At 56.6% G+C, this 18,244-nt stretch carries 12 protein-coding genes; 6 read left to right on the forward strand and 6 right to left on the reverse strand.

All coding sequences use genetic code 11. The features are described 5' to 3' along the window. Positions 1-165: 165 nt before the first annotated feature. Positions 166-1,821, forward strand: coding sequence for a hypothetical protein (locus tag ABD890_RS12835; protein WP_345089768.1), 1,656 nt, complete (start codon positions 166-168; stop codon positions 1,819-1,821). A gap of 11 nt (positions 1,822-1,832) precedes the next feature. On the opposite strand, the gene ABD890_RS12840 is transcribed toward ABD890_RS12835, so the two are convergent. The 3 genes from ABD890_RS12840 to ABD890_RS12850 are packed head-to-tail and all read right to left on the reverse strand — an operon-like array spanning position 1,833 to position 4,173. After that, positions 1,833-2,990, reverse strand: coding sequence for a hypothetical protein (locus tag ABD890_RS12840; protein WP_345089771.1), 1,158 nt, complete (start codon positions 2,988-2,990; stop codon positions 1,833-1,835). Next, positions 2,980-3,492, reverse strand: a complete 513-nt coding sequence (locus tag ABD890_RS12845; RefSeq protein ID WP_345089774.1) for an anti-sigma factor family protein — start codon at positions 3,490-3,492, stop codon at positions 2,980-2,982. Before ABD890_RS12845 ends, ABD890_RS12840 begins: the two co-directional genes overlap by 11 nt. 42 nt (positions 3,493-3,534) lie before the next feature. Continuing rightward, positions 3,535-4,173 (reverse strand): RNA polymerase sigma factor, encoded by a 639-nt coding sequence (locus ABD890_RS12850; RefSeq protein ID WP_345089777.1) that lies wholly within the window; start codon positions 4,171-4,173, stop codon positions 3,535-3,537. 977 nt (positions 4,174-5,150) lie between these two features. Between ABD890_RS12850 and ABD890_RS12855 the strand changes: the two genes are divergently transcribed. Continuing rightward, positions 5,151-6,821, forward strand: a complete 1,671-nt coding sequence (locus ABD890_RS12855; protein WP_345089780.1) for a DUF1549 domain-containing protein — start codon at positions 5,151-5,153, stop codon at positions 6,819-6,821. Between the two features lie 74 nt (positions 6,822-6,895). Further along, positions 6,896-8,164 (forward strand): DUF1501 domain-containing protein, encoded by a 1,269-nt coding sequence (locus ABD890_RS12860; RefSeq protein WP_345089783.1) that lies wholly within the window; start codon positions 6,896-6,898, stop codon positions 8,162-8,164. Positions 8,165-8,562: 398 nt separating this feature from the next. Here the strand turns inward: ABD890_RS12860 and ABD890_RS12865 are convergent, their stop codons facing one another. After that, positions 8,563-9,711 (reverse strand): GNAT family N-acetyltransferase, encoded by a 1,149-nt coding sequence (locus ABD890_RS12865; RefSeq protein WP_345089786.1) that lies wholly within the window; start codon positions 9,709-9,711, stop codon positions 8,563-8,565. Between the two features lie 252 nt (positions 9,712-9,963). Next, positions 9,964-11,862, reverse strand: coding sequence for a protein kinase domain-containing protein (locus ABD890_RS12870; RefSeq protein WP_345089789.1), 1,899 nt, complete (start codon positions 11,860-11,862; stop codon positions 9,964-9,966). Between the two features lie 387 nt (positions 11,863-12,249). Between ABD890_RS12870 and ABD890_RS12875 the strand changes: the two genes are divergently transcribed. From ABD890_RS12875 to ABD890_RS12885, 3 genes are read left to right on the forward strand one after another with little or no spacing between them, the layout of a single operon-like run. After that, a complete protein-coding gene (locus ABD890_RS12875; RefSeq protein ID WP_345089791.1) occupies positions 12,250-13,335 on the forward strand; it encodes a KpsF/GutQ family sugar-phosphate isomerase in 1,086 nt (361 codons plus the stop codon). Next, positions 13,336-13,851 (forward strand): KdsC family phosphatase, encoded by a 516-nt coding sequence (locus tag ABD890_RS12880; RefSeq protein ID WP_345089793.1) that lies wholly within the window; start codon positions 13,336-13,338, stop codon positions 13,849-13,851. It begins immediately after the preceding gene. A 15-nt stretch (positions 13,852-13,866) separates the two neighbouring features. Next, the gene (locus ABD890_RS12885; protein ID WP_345089796.1) at positions 13,867-16,905 is read left to right on the forward strand and encodes a hypothetical protein; all 3,039 of its coding nucleotides are present in this window, start codon (positions 13,867-13,869) and stop codon (positions 16,903-16,905) included. On the opposite strand, the gene ABD890_RS12890 is transcribed toward ABD890_RS12885, so the two are convergent. After that, positions 16,902-18,092, reverse strand: a complete 1,191-nt coding sequence (locus tag ABD890_RS12890) for an FG-GAP repeat domain-containing protein (RefSeq protein ID WP_345089799.1) — start codon at positions 18,090-18,092, stop codon at positions 16,902-16,904. The two genes, ABD890_RS12885 and ABD890_RS12890, sit on opposite strands and share 4 nt — an antisense overlap. Between the last annotated feature and the right edge of the window lie 152 nt (positions 18,093-18,244).

An 18,244-nucleotide genomic window follows, 5' to 3' on the forward strand; every position in this document is an offset into this window, starting at 1 on the left:
TTTTGTGGACCCAGCGGACTTCGCCGAATGCAATGTACTTCGTATGGGGCGCTTCTTTGTCCCGTTTTGTTGAACTCTTTCCCGATCTTCAGTAGCGTAACGTTATGGCGTCGTTTCATACGAGGCAGACAATACGTCTTTTTTCAGCCAGTCGGTGATGGGGCTATGCGAACGCTAACTTGTTTTCTGCTTCTGGGTGTCGTGAACTTTGCCGGCGCCCAAGAGCCAGAACCGAAATTGGATCAGGTCAAGCCGACGCCTCGGCCTGAAGTGCTTGAAAGGGTTTGGCAAAATAAAGCCTCGCTTGAGAGCGTTTTGAAGGCGAAGGTCTCGCTGAATGTGGTCGACAAGCCGTTGAAAGAGGTCGCCCAGCAATTTGCCGACCAGTTGGGCCTACCGGTCCGTGTCGACGAACTCCAATTGGAGCGAGTGGGACTCTCGGGAGAGTTTCCGGTCACTTTCCGTGCAGAACGTTGGCATGCTTATACGGCGTTAAAGTGGGCGTTGCACGATTTGAATCTAACCTTCATCCCAGATGGCGACGGGTTGTTAATCACGGACGGAGATCTTCCGAAACAACAGCGGATCACTCATTACTATCCGATTCCGGACTTGCTAGGCGAGCCTGTCGATTTCAAGCCGATTGAAGATGTGATCAAGTCCATCATCACTCCGGAGCAGTGGATCGGAGAGAAGCAGGCCGAGATGTGGCAGATTGAAGATGGCTTGCTCATATCGCATTCGGTCGAAGGGCATCTGCTGGTGCAGCGGCTGCTGGAATCCCTGCGGGCGATGAGGGACGCCACGAACGATCCGTTCGATACCATGCCTTTGCTCGTCACCGTCTATCCGAAGGAAGAGGCGGAAACGGCACTCACGCTGCACAGTGTCGGGGCTGGCCTGGACGTGGACGAGGTTCCTTTCGAAGAGGTAATCGCCGATCTAAGCAAGGTTTCTCTGCTTCCCTTCCACATCGATAAAAGAGCCTTGGACGACGTAGGTTTGGCGGCCGATTTCCCGATCTCGGTTCGGACGCCGCCGATTCCGGTGGATGAGCTTCTGGATATGATCCTCTTACGGCACGAGTTGGATTGGTTTATCGATGGTCAAGTGGTCGTGATTACCTCGGGCGATGAACGGGAGGCAGAGTCACTGATCCGAGCCTACCCGGCACGCGATCTGTTTTGGCACGGACTTTATAGTGCCGACCCTGACATACGTCTGGCGGCGCTCGACTATCTTCGTGAAGTTGAAGGTATTCCGCCTCCTCCGAAAACGACGGGCTTCGGCGGCTTTGTCGATCCGAAACGGGAAGTCGACTACCGAGGCCTGCGCGACGCCTTAATGCATTCGATTGAGGCAGAAAGCTGGCTGGAAAGCCGGCAAGGAGAGGGCCGGATCTGTCACTTTCCGATGGGGGCAGAGTGTCTGATCGTGGCTCAAACGCATACCGTCCATCGAAAGTTGGAAGTGGCACTGGAAGAGATTCGTCAGCAGCGGAAGCTGCCGGATCGAGATGAAGTGCTGCGGAAAGTTCAGCAGCGGGAAGATGAGAATATCTTTCAGTCGCACTACTTCAGTGCGATTCTGGGACCGGGCAAAACGATTCCGCTGGATGCCGCACAAGACATCGCCGACAAGATCCGCCAGTCGGTCGCCCCGGAAAGTTGGGGCAACGAAGATACGTTCATCAAGGCGGAAGAATCAGGCCTTGTGGTTCGCAATCAGCGGCACGTCCAGCGAAAGGTGGAAGCCTATCTCAAGAAGGTCGGACTGCAAGATCCTGACCGTCAGCTTCGCACCCCAGGCGGCTTCTTCTAGCGAAGCAGCCTCTAGGTTTCGACCGTTTCGTTTTGCATCGGTGGCGGTGGGTTGCCGTCACGCATGTTCGGTCGTGGGCCTTCAGGTCGAGGTCCTCGCCCATCACGCATTCCCGGAGGCCCTCCGGGGCCACGACCGTCAGGACCGCGTTCGCCAGGACCACGATCCCCGGGGCCACCACCTCGTCGCCCCCCTTCACGATCCTCTCCACGACGACCATCACGATCCCAAGGAGGAGGATTGCCGGGACGATTTCCACCGAAGTAACGACCGCTATTTGCCCGCATGTAATCGCCCCGAAGTTCTTTATCAAAGCTCTCGGGTGGTAAGCCAGCCAACTCGGCCTGGCGTCTTTCGGGAAGTTGACGATAGAACTGCTGAAGCTCTTCGTCGCTGACCCGTTCGTGCATGTGCGACATGAAGGCGTTCTTCATCAACGCATTCAACAAGCCCATGCGACGGTCGGAAGGTTCTTTGTTCAAACGGGACTGCGTGTCTTTGTCGAGACGCGTGGCGAGTTCGTTTAGTTCTTCTTCGGTTGGCGTCAGTCGATTGATCCCAGGGGCGTCAGAGCGGAACGACATAGCCCAGATGCCGGAAAGCTTATTGCGATCGGGAGGCAAGTCGGACATCCGCTTCTCGAGCCAGGGGAACTTAGCGTACAGCTTCGGTTCGTTGGCGAGGATCTCTTCCTGATGCTTTACCAGCCATTCGTCGAACCAACTACGGATCGCGGCGAAGTCTTCGGGGCGCGGTTTGATGTCTTGCCAGGCGGCACGGGTCAGTTCGTCGAACCGCTGACGTTCCTGGAAACCGATGATCTTCTTGATTTCGACGATGCGCTGATCGACCGGCATGCCTTGCAGCTTGATGCGGTCGGATTGGTCGACCGTTTTCAGCCAGTCGTAATAGCGGTCCATCACCTCGCGAAGCTGCTCTCCTTCCGGATGCGACTCGAGCGCGTCGTTCAGTTCGATCCGGCGATTGCGTTCGTCGGAAGGAAGCCGCTCGAAGCGTTCCAGTTTCACGCGCAGTTCCGCCTTGTCGGTCGCCGACATCGCGGCGATCCGTTCGGATCGTTCCGAGAGCGTTTCCTGGCTGACGCCAATCAGGGCGGTGACTAGCACGACCGCGATGATGGTGGCAGCCGTGATGAAGCTACGATTCATCGCTGGCTTCTCCGGTGAAGAGACCTTCTTTTCGTAGCGCCTCGAGGAACTCGATGTTGTCGACACGCTCGAATTCGTCGACCCGTTCGATGACCGGCAGGTATTCAACCAGAATTCGGTCGGGGCGGCTCAGGCGATATTGCGTCAGCATATAGCCGATGCCGATCAAGGCGACGATAGCCAAGGCGATGCCCGCCTGGCGAGCGAAGGCGCTTCGCTTTTGCTGTTGCTTGTATTGTTGAATCTCTTGCGAGGCAGCGACCGTGATCATCTCGACTGTCGTGCGGACGAACTTCTCGTCGTCGAGGTCGGCCTTGGGAAGCGCCTCGAGCATGTCCCAGGCGCGATCAAGCTCGTCGAGCCGATTGCGGAACGAGTCGTCCTCGGCCAGGCGCGTTTCGACCAGCGATCTTTCCGTTTCGGAAAGCTCGTTATCGAGATAGGCGGCAAGCAGCTCGTCCACCTCGGTCGTTTCGTCGGGATGTGCGGTCGGATCGGTCATGGCTACGTCGATGGGTAAACGGAGAGTGGTCCGCTTGGTCCGTTAAGGAACGGTTCCTTCCTGGAGGTATGGTTGCAAGGCATCCTTCAAATTCGCGCGTGCTCGTGAGAGCAGCGACTTGATGGCCTGGACCGACATCCCCATCGTTTCGGCGATGTCGTTGTAGCTCATCTCTTCAAACTTGGCGAGCAACACAGCCATTCGCTGCCGCTCGTTCAAGGACTGGACCGCCTGGCGTACGATCGAGCCCATTTCGGACTTATCTAACTGACGGGTCGGCATCAAACCGCTGGCAGCGGTGGCGATGCGTTCCAGCGGATCGGCGGGCTGGCTTCCGGACTGATCGGCTGAATTGGTAACTTGCACTTCCTTGCGTCGGGCCAGGCTTCGTCGGGCATTGCTGGCAACGTTGTTCACAATGGTGAACAACCAGGTCGAGAACCGCGAACCTGGGACATAGGTCTTCCGCGAGCGATAAACGCGCATGAAGACGTCCTGGGCCAGATCCTCGGCGAGGTCCCGCTTGCTGACCAGGTGCTCGAGTACGGTGACCACACGGCGTTGATAGCGGAGCATCAGCTCCTCGAACGCCGAGGCATCATCGTCGCGCACCAACAGCATGAGCCGGACATCCGGATCTTGCAGTTCGTATCTTCGGGCAGTCGATTCCGAAATCGACAAAATAACTTCTCCGCGAGCCGACATGACAAGGAATGAATAGGGCCTGCAGACCCTTGGAATTCAGTCTAGGGACTGTGGTCGGCAAAAACCAGAAGCCATGTCCCGTGAAGACCTCTGGTCGTCGCGTCCGCCATCGAGTTGTCTCGGTCCGACGACAACTTATTGGGGCACATGGTTAAGAACCCCGGACCTAGGCCAAGGTTTCTGCCCGTTTGATGCGCCGCAGCGGCCCGCAGAGTGGGCTCCCCATCAGTGGTGACGCTAGCAGAAGGAAAGATGTCACCAATCTGGTCCCAACGAATGATTTTCGAGGTGATCAGCGGCGATTCAGCGTCAGGAAATTCTTTTGGCACACCTTATGCATATATATCTAGCATCCTAACGGAACTGAGACAGGGTCGGAACAGAGAAGAGGATCCTGGATAACAGGGGCCGGTATTAAGAAGAGGCACACCGGTTTGTGGCCTTAATCCTTTAGAGGCATTGGGTTAAGGTCGTTCCAAAAGGATGATAAGAGGCTTGAGTTGGAGGGATCTCCCCCTTCCATCCCGAATAGAACAGGCGAGTCCGTTTCTTTGAAGCGACTCGCCTGTTTTATTTTGCACGTAGCAAAATCGAACAATGTACAATTCTGATACGCCCCGCATGGGGGTGCATGTGCTGCGAAACGCGATACCAAATAGAAAAATGAAAATTGGCTCCAAAAAACCCACTTTTGGAGATTCGCAATAATCGAAGACCCTGCCGTAGAATAGATTAGTAGGGTTGTCGTCTTTCCGTCGTCTGAAAAAAGTGGCAGAAATCGGGCGGATCCAGGAAAATCGACGAGTACATTCCAAGTACAGGGTCGTTTATCCAGGTGAGTTACGGCATTTTCACAATGTCTCGTCAGGAAAGTAACTCGCAATGGACAACCTAACTCGTGCAATACGAGGGCTTTTCGCCGTCCATTTTTTGTTGCAGAAGAGGTAATCCCCATGTCGCGCTGGCAAATCCTTCCCCTAGCAATCTGCCTAGTGTTTGCGGTCTCGGCCGGATCGCAGGCTGCTGATAAGTCGGATGATTTCGGTATCCCTCAGGTTGCTGAGATCAACGAGAAGATCCGTCTGGGCTGGGAAGATTACGGAATCTCGCCTTCGCCAGAAGAAATCGATACCGTCTGGGCTCGTCGTTTGTTTCTGGACGTGCTGGGTCGCGTTCCTTCGGTGGAAGAGTTGAGCGAATACGCTCGGGACCGCTCGAAGGACAAGCGTAAGAACCTGGTCGACAAGATTCTGTACGACGAACGCTACACCGAAGAGTACGCTCGGAACTGGACCACCATCTGGACCAACATCTTGATTGGCCGCAACGGTGGTACCGACAACAATTCGCAGATCAGCCGCCCTGGCATGCAGAAGTATCTGCGTGACAGCTTTGCCCGCAACAAGCCATATGACCAACTGGTGAAGGAATTGGTCACCGCGACCGGTGCCAATCACCCAGGCATGCCGGAATTCAACGGTGCGGTCAACTTCTATATGGACAAGCTGGACGAAAACGGCGTCCAGGCAACCGCCAAGACGGCTCAGATCTTCCTTGGTATGCAGGTGCAGTGCACCCAGTGCCACAACCATCCGTTCAACGAATGGAAGCAGGAAAAGTTCTGGAACCTGAACGCCTTCTTCCGTCAAACCCGTGCTCGCCGTGGCGAAATGCCAGCTGGTGACGACGGTGCGATGCGAGCCATGGTGCTCAGCGATGGCGACTTCATGGGTGAAGGCCGCAACATCGAGAACGCCGAAATCTATTACGAACTACGTAACGGCCTGTTGAAGGTCGCTTACCCAGAGTTCCTCGATGGTCAGAAGATCCCAACCAGCGGTCGCGTGGCGGAAGTCAATCGCCGCGAAGAACTGGCCAAGTTCATCGTCGATTCGGGCAGCCTGCCAGAAGCAGTCGCCAACCGTTACTGGGGTCACTTCATGGGCTATGGCTTCACCAAGCCTGTCGATGACATGGGACCTCACAACCGTCCAACGCATCCAGAACTGGTCACCTACCTGGGCGAAGAAGTTCGTAAGAACAGCTTCAACCTGAAGGACCTGATTCGTTGGATCACCTTGAGCGAAGCTTACGGGCTCTCCAGTCGCATCACCAAGTCGAATGCCCTGGACGATCCAACCGTCGGCGAGCCACCTAAGTTCAGCCACTTCTACCTGCGTCAGATGCAGGCCGAACAGTTGTACGAATCGCTGTTGGTTGCCACCCAGGCCCACAAGACTCGTGGCAACTACGAAGACCAGGAAAAGAAGAAGAGTGAATGGATGCGTCAGTTCGTCACTGCCTTCGGTACCGACGAAGGTGACGAAGCCACCACGTTCAACGGAACCATCCCACAAGCCTTGATGATGTTCAACGGCGACCTGGTGATGGATGCCGTCAGCACCAAGCCAGGCAGCTTCATCCACACGATGGCTGCGGAAGGTCGCGACGGTAAAGAGGCGATCAACGACCTCTATATGGCAACGATTGCTCGTCGTCCAACTCGCAACGAGTTGCAAGCGGCGAATTACCTGATTGGTGTTCACAAGGGCGATATGGCGAAGGCACTACAAGATGTCTTCTGGGCCCTGCTGAACAGCAACGAATTCATCTTGAATCACTAAACCCTCGACGTACTCCTACCCAGTACTGCACCACTGGCCCGAGTCGTCGGGCATCAAAACAAGGAAACTTTGCTATGACTCAGACTCCAAGCGGGATGACCCGACGTCATTTCATGTCGCACATGGCTGGTGCTTCTGCCATGGTCGCTCCATCGCTGATGATGGGCAACGCGATTCAGGCCAATGCACAAGAGCTGAAGAAGCGTGGCAAGAGCTGCATCATGTTGTGGATGGGTGGTGGTCCGAGCACCATGGACCTGTGGGACCTGAAGCCAGGTACCAACACCGGTGGTCCATTCCAGGCGATCAGCACCAAGGGTGACATGCAGATTTCGGAACATCTTCCGAAGGTCGCCCAGGTCATGGATAACCTCTCGATCGTTCGCTCGATGAGCACCCGCGAAGCGGATCACGGTCGTGGACGTTACTACATGCACACCGGCTACGTTCCAAATCCGAACATCGAACACCCAAGCTACGGTTCGGTGATCGCCCACGAACTGGCCAGCGACCATAACGAACTGGAAATTCCACCGTTCGTTTCGGTTGGCGGCGGTAGCGTCGGTCCAGGCTTCCTCGGCATGTCGTGGGCTCCATTCACCGTCAGCAGCAGCGGCCAGGTTCGTAACCTTGGCATGAAGGGCTGGGGCGATGAAACCCTGCAAAGCCGTTTGAGCATGCTGCAACTGATCGAAGGTGGCTTCGTCAGCCAGAACCGCGGTCCAGCCGCCATGGATCACGCCAAGATCCTGGACAAGACCGTCAAGCTGATGACCAGCGATCAGATGAAGGCCTTCCGCGTCAACGAAGAGCCAGAAGAGATGAAGGAAATGTACGGTAACGATGGCTTCGGCCGTGGTTGCTTGCTGGCTCGCCGTCTGGTCGAAGCTGGCGTTCCATTCGTCGAAGTTGACCTGGGTGGCTGGGACAATCACCAGAACATCTTCAACACGCTGAAGGACAACAAGCTGCCGGTTATGGATCAGGCCATGAGCGCCCTGGTCACCGACCTGAAGCAGCGTGGCCTGCTGGAAAGCACCACGATTGTCTGGATGGGTGAGTTCAGCCGTACGCCTCGTATCAACGGTAACACCGGTCGCGACCACTGGGCTCGTAGCTGGAGCACGGTTGTTGGTGGTGGCGGTATCAAGGGTGGTCTGGCTGTCGGTGCTACCAGCTCCGATGGTACCCGCGTCGAAACCGAACCATACAGCTCGGAAGACCTGATGGCGACCGTTTGCCGTGCGATGGGTATATCGCTCGACACGACCTTCACCAGCAAGAGCGGTCGTCCGATGAAGATCGCCAACGGTGGTAAGGTGATCAAGGAATTGGTCGCCTAAGAAAAAGGCGAAAAAGTTTTCGTGGGCGGGAACAATTTTGATACCTGCCTGCGAATCAACTAGTAACCAAGCATCAAACACCCTGGTAAAGCTTTGCTTCTCTCAGGGTTTGGCCCGGAAAACTAAGACCGGGCCCATAAGAACCAACGAAGCGCGACGGTCGAAAGCCCCTGATTACCTCGTGGTAGTAAAGACTTTCGGCCGTGTTTCGTTTCTTGAGAGAGTCATTCGCAGACTCGATTGTTCACTGCGGAATGATTACGCGGCAAACTATCTTCGCGTGCCATGTTCTTAGATTCTTCTACCCACTTCTGGCATGCGATCAATTTCCCAAACATGTCGCATCTACGTCTGCGGTTTAGCTAGATTCGGGTAACCGCAGAGAGCAATTCCGCACGCTAGGAAGTCGCCTTGCCTTCGAGTGCCGTACGCAAACGCCCCGATTTCCGATCGAGACGCGATTGCCACCAATGTTTCAGACGCAGGATCTGAGCGCGAGGCGCATTCAGCGGATAGTGCGTCATGCGTCCCACGGTCGCGATGCGAGTCATCCAACGGCGTTTCGCTTCAAACGATCCGGGGCCCATGTCGAGCGTTGTGTCGCCGCGATCGAAGCTATCGCGAATCAGCATCGCAGTGAGTAGCGTGCCCAGACCATGCTCACGAGCCTCCGGCGTATCGCCCCTTCGCAGGCCAAAGACCTGACCTTTGAAGGTGTAGTTGTAGCAGAAGCCGATCGGACGTTCCTCGAGATAGAGAATCGCGAGGTCGAGCATGCCCAGCTGCGTTGCCGCCACATGGCAGTCTTTAATGTAACTACGGATGTTGCGGTGCGAGATGGTCGTGCCGGTCGTCGAATGCCCCTGCCAGCTTCGTTCAGCGATCTGAGTGGCAGTGCGGTAGAGATCCCAGCGAGGGTCGCAGTCGTTGGCCTCTTTGCCCAGCGGTCGATAACGCTGCAGTTGAATGCGGCCGGTCGCATCAAACTTCTTCAGCTTGCGTCGCACTTCTGCCCGAAGCTTGGGACTGCGCGAGCGCAGATAGTCTTCCCACGTTCCTTCAAAGTCGATCAGAGCCGTTTCTTTCCACACGCCTGGGTTGGGGCTGAAACCGGCGTCGCTCATCGCGTCGAAAGTGGTGCTGCGTTCTAAATCGTTTTCATCAAGCCAACGCAGGTCCATCAGGTCCCAATTGCGTGGCGTGTTATTGATGTGCTGCAGTGCGCGGCACAGGGTCGCCTTAGGGTCTTCCGCCAGAACGCCGAAATGGGTTCCCCAGTCGGAGAGCGGATAAGTCAGCACACGCACTCGGCCAAGACGCGTGGATTCATGGACGACGACTAAAGGAACGACACCGACCAGGCGATGATCGTCTAAAACCAAAAGAACCCGGAGCTGTTTTCCTTCGCCGAAGTGCTTCCAGTAAATCTGCAGCCACTCCAGCGTTTGGAAGAACGTAGCGCTGGGAGTCGAGTCCCACAATCGCTGCCAATTGCAACGAACATGCGAGAGGTCTTCCAGCTGGTTAATTTCCAAGACGCGAAGCATAGAGAAAGGAGTTCCTGGTAGGGGGCGAATACCGGCGAGCCGGGGAGGGACCGGCAATTCGCGCGACTCACTACAAACCTATGCCGGAAAACCGCGGATACCCGGTCGGGGATGCACTAATCCCCAGTCCGATTATGGATCTAAATCCGGATAATCGTCACAGCCTGCACCAATAAGAAAGGCCTGTCGAACGTTTGCTCGACAGGCCTTCATCTGGGAATGGGTAGTTAGTGCGGGTACTCGTGGCTCGGTTTAGAACTCGCTCCCGATTGGGAACAGAGGAGCTCGTTTGACCGGGGCTTCTTCCTGTGTGCCAGCTTCTGGGGTTCCAGCTTCGGGAGCGGCCGCTTCGGTGACATCGATCTCTTCGGTCGTTTCCTCGGTTGGCATCGGCTGAGGAGTCGTCGCTTCGTCGGTTGCTGGCGATTCAGCCGGCGACGCGTCTTCGGTCAGCTCCGGCTTGCGGACTTCCTGAGCCGTTTCGTCCTCAGAGGCAACTTTGATTGGTCGAGCCGAAGCGTTACTCTTGGCGGCCGCCATCGAGTAGGGCTTGGCCAATTCGTTCTTGGAAAGCTCGACGGCACTACCTGCTTCAGGATTCTCTTGATACAGCGAGATAATCCGGCGGAAGATCTCGCGACCTTCACGCACGTTGCCCGACAGGATCATCTCTTCCGCCTGCAGCACGAAATCGCTGATGGTCGACTTCTGGATGCTGTCGCGAACCCGCAACGATTGCAGCCGAACGATCTCACGCTTGGCAATCAGCTTGTAAGGACGGTTGTCTGGCGACTCGGGCAAATCTTCTACCATCCGGTCATATTGGTACCAGGCCCCCAGATGGTTGCCAGAGTCTTCCAGGCCGCGGGCATTGGCCAGTTGGCGCTCGGCATCGCTGCGGAAATCTCGCGACATCCGCAGACTGTGCACCAGACGAGCTTCGGCACGTTCCATTTGGATCATGTCGAGCCAGTTCTGAGCATCCTCGGCATATTCGCTCTCGGGATAGCGATCGAGCAGCGGCTGCAGATAGTTCGATTCAGCATCACGCCATTTGGTCGTGTCGTCGGTCAGCATCAACGCTTCGGCCCGAGCGTGCAGCTCGGAATCGTTCAGTGGTCGGAGTAGCCAAACCAGGGCCCCCACCACCACAATCAACGCCAGACCCAGGAAGATGCGGCTGTTGAAGAACGAGCCTCGATCCTGGAAGCGTGGTTTGTGCAGCAGCTTTTCTGCTTCGCTGCGATCGATACCGATGTCGATAATGCTCTCGCGACCGTTGTTGCCGACCAGGGCATGCTCGATCGCACTCATACCGCGAGCCACAGCATCTTGCGATTCGCGAAGACCTGAGGCGACCGAGTCGATGTCGGCCGGACGCTTATCCGGCATGATCTCGATCATTCGCATCACAACACGGTCGAGCCAGACTGGGCAATCGAGCACCAGCGAGGCAGGCCGGTCTGGTTGCTTCCACCGTTCGTCACCGCTGGCAAGCGGATCAAACGGCAATTTGCCGGTAATCATCTCGTATAGGACGCATCCCAACGAGAAGATGTCGGTTGCGTCGTCGACGTATTGTGGATCTTCAAACTGCTCTGGCGAGAGATACTGTTGTCGATCTTTCGGGAAGAGCAACAAGGAAGAACGCCGCCAACGCGGATCAGCCCAGAAGCTTGTGATCTGTACTTTCAGCGGTTTGCGAGGGTCTTTCAAACCTTCGCCCGACAGCAGAATATGAGCTGGCCGAACATCAAGGTGATGGATGTTCATGTGGTGAGCAGCGGCCAGGGCGGCACATACCTGGAGGCCGATCTCGACAACCGTTTCCCACGGCAGTGGACCATGCTGGTCGAGGTATTGCTGCAGACTGATCCCGTCGACGAAGTCGAGTGCGAAGAACGGAATCCCCTGATCGATCCCGGCACCATGGTACCGGACGATGTTGGGATGGTTCATCTTCATCAGCTGCCGGCTGCGTTTTTCCAGGCGTCGTCGAGCTCGAGGATTCTCAGCGTATCGTTCGGGCAAGATGCAAACGACCGCTTGGCGTTTTTGTTTCAGATGGAAGCCATGAAATACATGGCTGGACGGGTCGTTCCCGAGGCGGTTCTCCAGGGCAAACGGACCTAACTTGGATAGCTCTATCATCGATCGTTCCCTCAAATCGTTTAGGCATGCGAGGGTTTCGCAATCATTTTCGACGCGCGCGTATGGTAAGGAGTTCGCCTCTTCTGCCAAATAGTTAAACCGAGCAAACTACAAGCCAGATTCGAAGAAAATGCCCCTACGATCGCGTTTCTCGATATAAGCTGTTGCTGTCACTATACTTCTTATCGAAGAATTTTTCATATCAAACTTGACGAATCTATTTGGTGTGCTGTCGATCTGAGACTTTTGTCTCAAAATGAGTCAATATTGTTCAGCTTGGTTTCTGTTGAGGCAAATCGCGAAAACTCGTAGAATCGCCCCGCTCGAGATCCGAGGAGATCCGTCCCGTCTTAGTTACCAATGACCAAGTCAAGGAAGACCGGCGTCATGAGTTCCCCAATTCGACAGCAAGATATTGTCTCTCCCAGGCTGGCCTGGATCGAGCAAGGTCAAGCGACGATTCGCCATGAAGCGGAAGTCATGCTGCGCGTGGCCGACTCGCTCGACGAGCGTTTCGCGGCGGCGGTCGACATGATTCAGAACTGTCAGGGGGACATCATTCTCAGCGGCATCGGCAAAGCGGGGCATGTCGCCACCAAGCTGGCCGCCACCTTCGCGTCGACCGGTACCCGAGCACATTTCCTCCACCCAGCTGAAGCCATTCATGGAGACCTGGGACGTGTCGGCGATCGCGACATCGTGCTGATGCTGTCCCAAAGTGGCGAAACGGAAGAGATCGTGCGGCTATTGCCCATGATTCGTGGCCTGGGCGCAACGATCATCGCGATTACCTCTTCCCCCAGAAACACGCTGGGTAAAGCGGCCTCAATCGTTTTGGAACTGGGCGGCATTGTCGAAGCATGTCCATTGAACCTCGCCCCAACGGCCAGCACTGCTGCGATGTTGGCGATGGGAGATGCCTTGGCGATGACGGTCAGTCAGCATCGTGGTTTCCGCCAGGAAGACTTTGCCCGATATCATCCCGGCGGAAGTCTTGGTCGGAAGCTGGCCTTTGTCGAAGAGAAGATGCGACCGCTGGCCGAATGCCGCGTCGCTTCTGATCAGTTGTCGCTGCGGGAAGTGTTCCGCAAGGTTCGTGTCAGTGGCCGACGCACCGGCGCGGTGATGTTGACCGATGGAGATGGCCGCCTGTCAGGCATCTTCACCGATAGCGATCTGGCGCGGCTGTTTGAACGAGACGAGCCGCTCGACATCGATTGCCCGATCGCTAGCGTGATGACGCGGCACCCCAAGGCAACCTTCGCCGGAACCCGTTTCCAGGCCGCACTGCATCGCCTGGCCGACGACAAGATCAGCGAACTTCCGGTCATCGATGCCGATGGCCGTCCGCTTGGTATGCTGGATGTGACCGATATGGTCGGGCAGTTACCACCAGGGGAACCGGAAGATGACGTGGCCGAACCCCCTGCCCTGACGATTCGATTTCCGAACCAAGACCAGCGAGAAGCGTAGATGAATCTCGAGCAGCGATGCCAATCGATCGAGCTGCTGTTGACCGATGTCGACGGCGTGCTGACCGATGGCGGAGTCATCCTCAACAACGAAGGAGTCGAGTCGAAGCAGTTCCACATTCGGGACGGGCTCGGCTTTCGACTTTGGCGACAAGCCGGTTTTAAATGCGGCTTAATCACCGGCCGCAATTCCCAGGTCGTGCGTCTGCGGGCTCAAGAGCTCAGCATGGATGTCGTCCGTCAGGGGATTCACGACAAAGCGACCGTCGCGGAAGAAGTGCTGAAGCAATACGGCCTTCAGCCAGAACAGTTGGCCTACGTTGGTGACGACTTGATCGACCTCGGCGTTATTCGCCTGGCTGGTCTAGGCATTGCCGTGGCCGACGCGGCGGACGAAGTCAAATCGGCGGCTGATTACGTGACCAAGACACCCGGAGGTCGAGGCGCGATTCGCGAAGTGATCGAGGTGATCCTGAAAGCGAAAAAAGTCTGGAACGACATCATTCAAACCTTCTAAGCTCGGATGCAAACGTTGACGACCGCCAAACAGGAAGTTGCCTGGCGCCCACCCACATTCACCGGACAAGCGGTGCGTGTTGGGGTCGTGTTTGGTGTGATGATCGCCATCACCGTCGCCTACGAGTCGATCGTCATTCCGATGATCGAGCCCACCATCAAAGAGAACGAAAACAAAGCCAGCACGTTCACCTCGGCCGAGTTTCTCGGTCAGCAAAAGCAGAAGTTGGCCCAGTTCTTCCCACCTCGCGGATGGCAACTTGGCCCAACCAAGGTTCTGGAAAGCAACAACGTGATGCTCCTGATGAAGGACTTTCACGAGGTTGAAAACCAAATCGACCCCAGTCAGAAATCAAATCTGCTGAAGCTGAAGCCGCTGACGATCATCGCCTTCGAGAGCGAAGAGGAATCGGAGAAGTGGGATCGCCCGGTCATTATCTTGAACGCCGACGAAGCGTTGCTGCAGTTCTCGGAATTGAACCTGGCGTTCGGCAAGATTGGTGATCTGGTCGGCGGTCAACTGCTGGGCAACGTGACGATCACCCGTAAAAGCTTGAACGGCCAGCACGAGCCACTCGACGTGATCACCTCGGACGTGACACTCGCTTCAGATCGTATCGAAACGAAGAAAGACGTGCAGTTCCTGATGGGCAAACATCAGGGGCAAGGCCGGCATCTGATCGCCCAGTTCGAGGAAGGCCCGAAGCAGGCCCAGAAGAAAGGCCCGAATATCTCGGCCTTGTCGGTGCTCGAACTGGTCGAGGTCGATCGAATCATCCTCTCGACAGAAGGTCGCGGCTTGCTGGGGGATGCGGCCGAAATGCCAGGCGTGCAACACAAACCGAACAACAAAATGTATGCTTCGGCCCCCGTCGAGATCATGTGTCGTGGACCGTTCCAGTTTGACGGCAAGCATCGTGTCGCTACGTTCCGCGATAAAGTCCAGGTTCGCCGCCTGGTAGCCGCGGGCGTGAACGATCAACTCGATGCCGACCTTTTGGAGGTCTATTTCCAACGTGACGAATCGGCGCCGCAAGCCGAGGCTCCCCAAGATCCTGCGGCGGAGCCTGCCGCTGCGAAGCTAAAGATGCAGCGTCTGGTGGCGGTTGGCAATCCCTTCAAGTTAAACGCGACCAGTGTGAACGCCGCGGCGGAAGGGAAGCAGCTGATCTACGACCTGACAAAGAGGCGGATCGAAGTAGTCGGTAATCCGGTCGCCGTGCTTTCCAAAGATCAATACCGCTGCGAATCGCCTCACTTGATGTACGAACTGGCCGAGAAGACCAGCCACCTGGGACGTGTCTGGTCAGCAGGACCAGGCTTCTTCACTGGCCAGATGAACGACAACGATCCCAGCGAAGTCAGCCGCCTCTCTTGGCAAAAGCAGTTTCGCCTCGAGCCGCAGAATAGCGAGTATGCCGTCGCGGTCGAAGGCAACGCCCAGGTTTCAATGAATGGCAAAGGGCAGATCGAAGGGGATCAGCTTTTCGTCTACCTGCAGGATGTCACCCCAGCCGGAACCAATCGTCAGAAACTGTTGCCGAGCCGCCTGCATGGGATTGGTCGGATTTCGATCGATACACCGCAGCTTGTCGGACGAACGAACGAAATCAAAACCTGGTTTGAATTCGACGATCCGCAAGCGGCCCCGGCCAACGAGCCTGGGCGATTCCAGGCCGACGCGACCTCCCCTTCCCTTTCCGGAACGATGGGACCGCCTGCTTCAATGCAGCGGCCAGCCGCGCCGGGGCAAAGCAAACCGAACGAGAATCCTTCGCGCTATCGCCTCGCCGGCGAAGTTATCCAGCTGGTGGTCCGCTTCGACGGAAAGAAGTCGCACCTCGACTCGGCTCAGATCACCGGTCAGGTGCAACTGGCGGAAATGCCGGAAGGGGAAGAACTCATCGATCCATTCATGGTGCGTGGCAATGTCGTTCAGCTGCTACATGCTTCTGACGAGAACGCCGAGATCCACGTCACCGGCGAACCTGCGACGGTCTCAGGCCGCGGGCTGGTGCTGCGTAGCGGCCAACTGCGGGTGAATCAACTGCAAGGTCGTGTCTGGTCGGAAGGCCCTGGCGATCTGGTATTCCCGCTCGATCGCGACTTCCAGGGACGCAAGCTGGCGGTGCCAGAGTACTTCAACGTTCAGTGGCAGGGTGGTCTCGAAGCGGTTCACGACCAAATCACGTTCGACCGAGCCGTGAAGATCCAGGGACGTCAAAGTCACCTGACGACCGCTCGCCTGGCGATCACGCTGAGTCATCCGATTAGCTTCACCGACACTTCCAGGAACAAGACCCTCAGTGCCAAACGGGTCGACTGCACCGGCGGTGTGAAGGTTTACAGCCGGAACGTCGAGGCAGGAATCGTGAAGTCGGTCGACCAGTTTGAAGGCAAGACGCTGACCGTCGATCAGGTCAACGGAAACATCCATGCTCAAGGCCCTGGCACGGCCAAGTCGGTGATGGTGGGCTCGTTCTCAGGGCAAGTTCCTGGGCAGCCAACTCCGATTCAGCCGGCCAACGAAAAGGCTTTGACCTTCCTGCGAGTCGACTTCGTCAGCCACATCAGCGGCAACACCCATCGCAAAGAGGCGACCTTCCACAAAGTCGATCGAGCCTACTATGGCCCGGTCAAATCGTGGGACGAAGAGATCGAAGCAAAGACCCTGGCGAACATGAACCCCAACGACGTGACCCTTCGCTGCGATCAATTGACGGTCGTCCAGCATCCGGATGCTTCCGAACTGGGTGGTGCCGAGATCTTGGCAATGGGCAACAGCGAAGTGCAAGGGAAGATGTTCAGTGCCTGGGCAGATCGCATCAGCTATGCCACTGCTAAGCACTTGCTGACACTCAGTGGCAATGGTCGCAACGCGGCCCAGCTGATTCACCAGCAACGGATCGGCGGATCTCGCCAGACGCTGACTGCCGGTAAGATCCAGTACTGGCCTGAGACACGCAAGTTCCAGATTGACGACGGCAAGTCGATCGATGTTTCAGGCATCAAGCCAAGCGACGCCAACATTCCGAAGATCCCTGGGCTGCGTTAACGACTGGGATTCTCGTACCAGATCACGCCCAGGTTGGCGCGTTCTTCGCACGTCAGCACGTCCAGGTCACCATCCTGGTCGAGATCGACCAGTTGCAGCAGATCGAACTTGATGCCTTCCGTCAGGCCGCTGATATCGCTCAGGCTCCAACGTGCGGTGGCCAGATCTTGTCGGCTTTTGCTGGGTGTCGTCAGCCAGCCGATGCCACGCTTGCCGTTGGCGTTCTCGCAACTGAAAACCAGGTCGGCCTGACCGTCTCCGTCCATGTCGCCAACTTTGACCGACTTGCCGGTCCCACTGCGACCTGGAAGCGGGATCTCGATCGGCTCGAATGCAACGGCATCGCCTGTCCGGTGAAGCAGTAGCAAACCGGCATCATGCGTTGCGGCGACAATGTCGCGGTGCCCATCCTGATCGATGTCGGCGATGTCGAGGAACATCACTTCGTGGTCGGCGCCACCCAGAAGTTGCGGCTTGCCTGGCTGATTGGGATCGGCCATGTCGACCCAATAGATGCCACGTTCTTTCCCTTTGCGATCGCTGTAGACGAGGTCCGGCTTGCCATCGCCTTGAATGTCTTCTGAAACGAGCGACATGATCCACGCGGCCGGCGCAATCGGTTGCCACTTCCAGGCAAGCTCTGGCATTTGTTGCGCAAAGATGCCGACCTCGGCGCCTCGTCCCTTCGATCCAGCGACCAGGTCGACGCCACCGTTGGTGTTGGGCCATGGCAACGTGAACATCCACATCAAACGCTTCGGATTTCCAGGGAATACTTCCGTTCGCCAGGCTTCTGGTTTCAAAAGATCATCAACGTTTGTGGGAGCCCAATGTACGAATAAATTGCGTTCTTTTCCCTCGCATGCCGAGATCACATCGACCGCTCCATCCTGATTTAAGTCAAGAAAGACGGCATCTTCCGGGCTGGACACCTTGCTGATGGTAGCCGCAGGCCATGGCTTGCGGACCTGCGGCTTTCCGGGGTGGAGATAGATCCGCACGATCCCGCCTTCCTCCCAACCAACGCAAAGGTCGAGCAGACCATCCTGGTTGATGTCGTGCAGCCGAACGCCGTCGGCGCCTTGAGATGTGTTGTCGATCGTGTGTCGTCGCCACTGCGCGTTGGCGGTGGGAACGACCACGAGGAGGCATAGTAGCAACTGAGGTAGATAAAGGGTTAAACGCATGGTGGGCCTGGCAGGGAACGAGGAAGGTTCCCTCCGAAGGTATCGCGATTGATAGCCTACCGCCAACGTTTTGTGACCGCGCATGAAAAACCCTGCTGGACAGAGGTCGAGCAGGGTTTTCGATTTTGGAACGAAGCGTTGCTAGGTGGGGA

The organism is Bremerella cremea, from assembly GCF_039541315.1.
Taxonomy (GTDB): domain Bacteria; phylum Planctomycetota; class Planctomycetia; order Pirellulales; family Pirellulaceae; genus Bremerella; species Bremerella cremea.

Bases quoted from the DNA above. Each gene is read 5' to 3' on its own strand.
- ABD890_RS12835 (WP_345089768.1), top strand. From the start codon at position 166: ATGCGAACGCTAACTTGTTTTCTGCTTCTGGGTGTCGTGAACTTTGCC.
- ABD890_RS12840 (WP_345089771.1), bottom strand. From the start codon at position 2,990: ATGAATCGTAGCTTCATCACGGCTGCCACCATCATCGCGGTCGTGCTA.
- ABD890_RS12845 (WP_345089774.1), bottom strand. From the start codon at position 3,492: ATGACCGATCCGACCGCACATCCCGACGAAACGACCGAGGTGGACGAG.
- ABD890_RS12855 (WP_345089780.1), top strand. From the start codon at position 5,151: ATGTCGCGCTGGCAAATCCTTCCCCTAGCAATCTGCCTAGTGTTTGCG.
- ABD890_RS12860 (WP_345089783.1), top strand. From the start codon at position 6,896: ATGACTCAGACTCCAAGCGGGATGACCCGACGTCATTTCATGTCGCAC.
- ABD890_RS12865 (WP_345089786.1), bottom strand. From the start codon at position 9,711: ATGCTTCGCGTCTTGGAAATTAACCAGCTGGAAGACCTCTCGCATGTT.
- ABD890_RS12870 (WP_345089789.1), bottom strand. From the start codon at position 11,862: ATGATAGAGCTATCCAAGTTAGGTCCGTTTGCCCTGGAGAACCGCCTC.
- ABD890_RS12875 (WP_345089791.1), top strand. From the start codon at position 12,250: ATGAGTTCCCCAATTCGACAGCAAGATATTGTCTCTCCCAGGCTGGCC.
- ABD890_RS12880 (WP_345089793.1), top strand. From the start codon at position 13,336: ATGAATCTCGAGCAGCGATGCCAATCGATCGAGCTGCTGTTGACCGAT.
- ABD890_RS12890 (WP_345089799.1), bottom strand. From the start codon at position 18,092: ATGCGTTTAACCCTTTATCTACCTCAGTTGCTACTATGCCTCCTCGTG.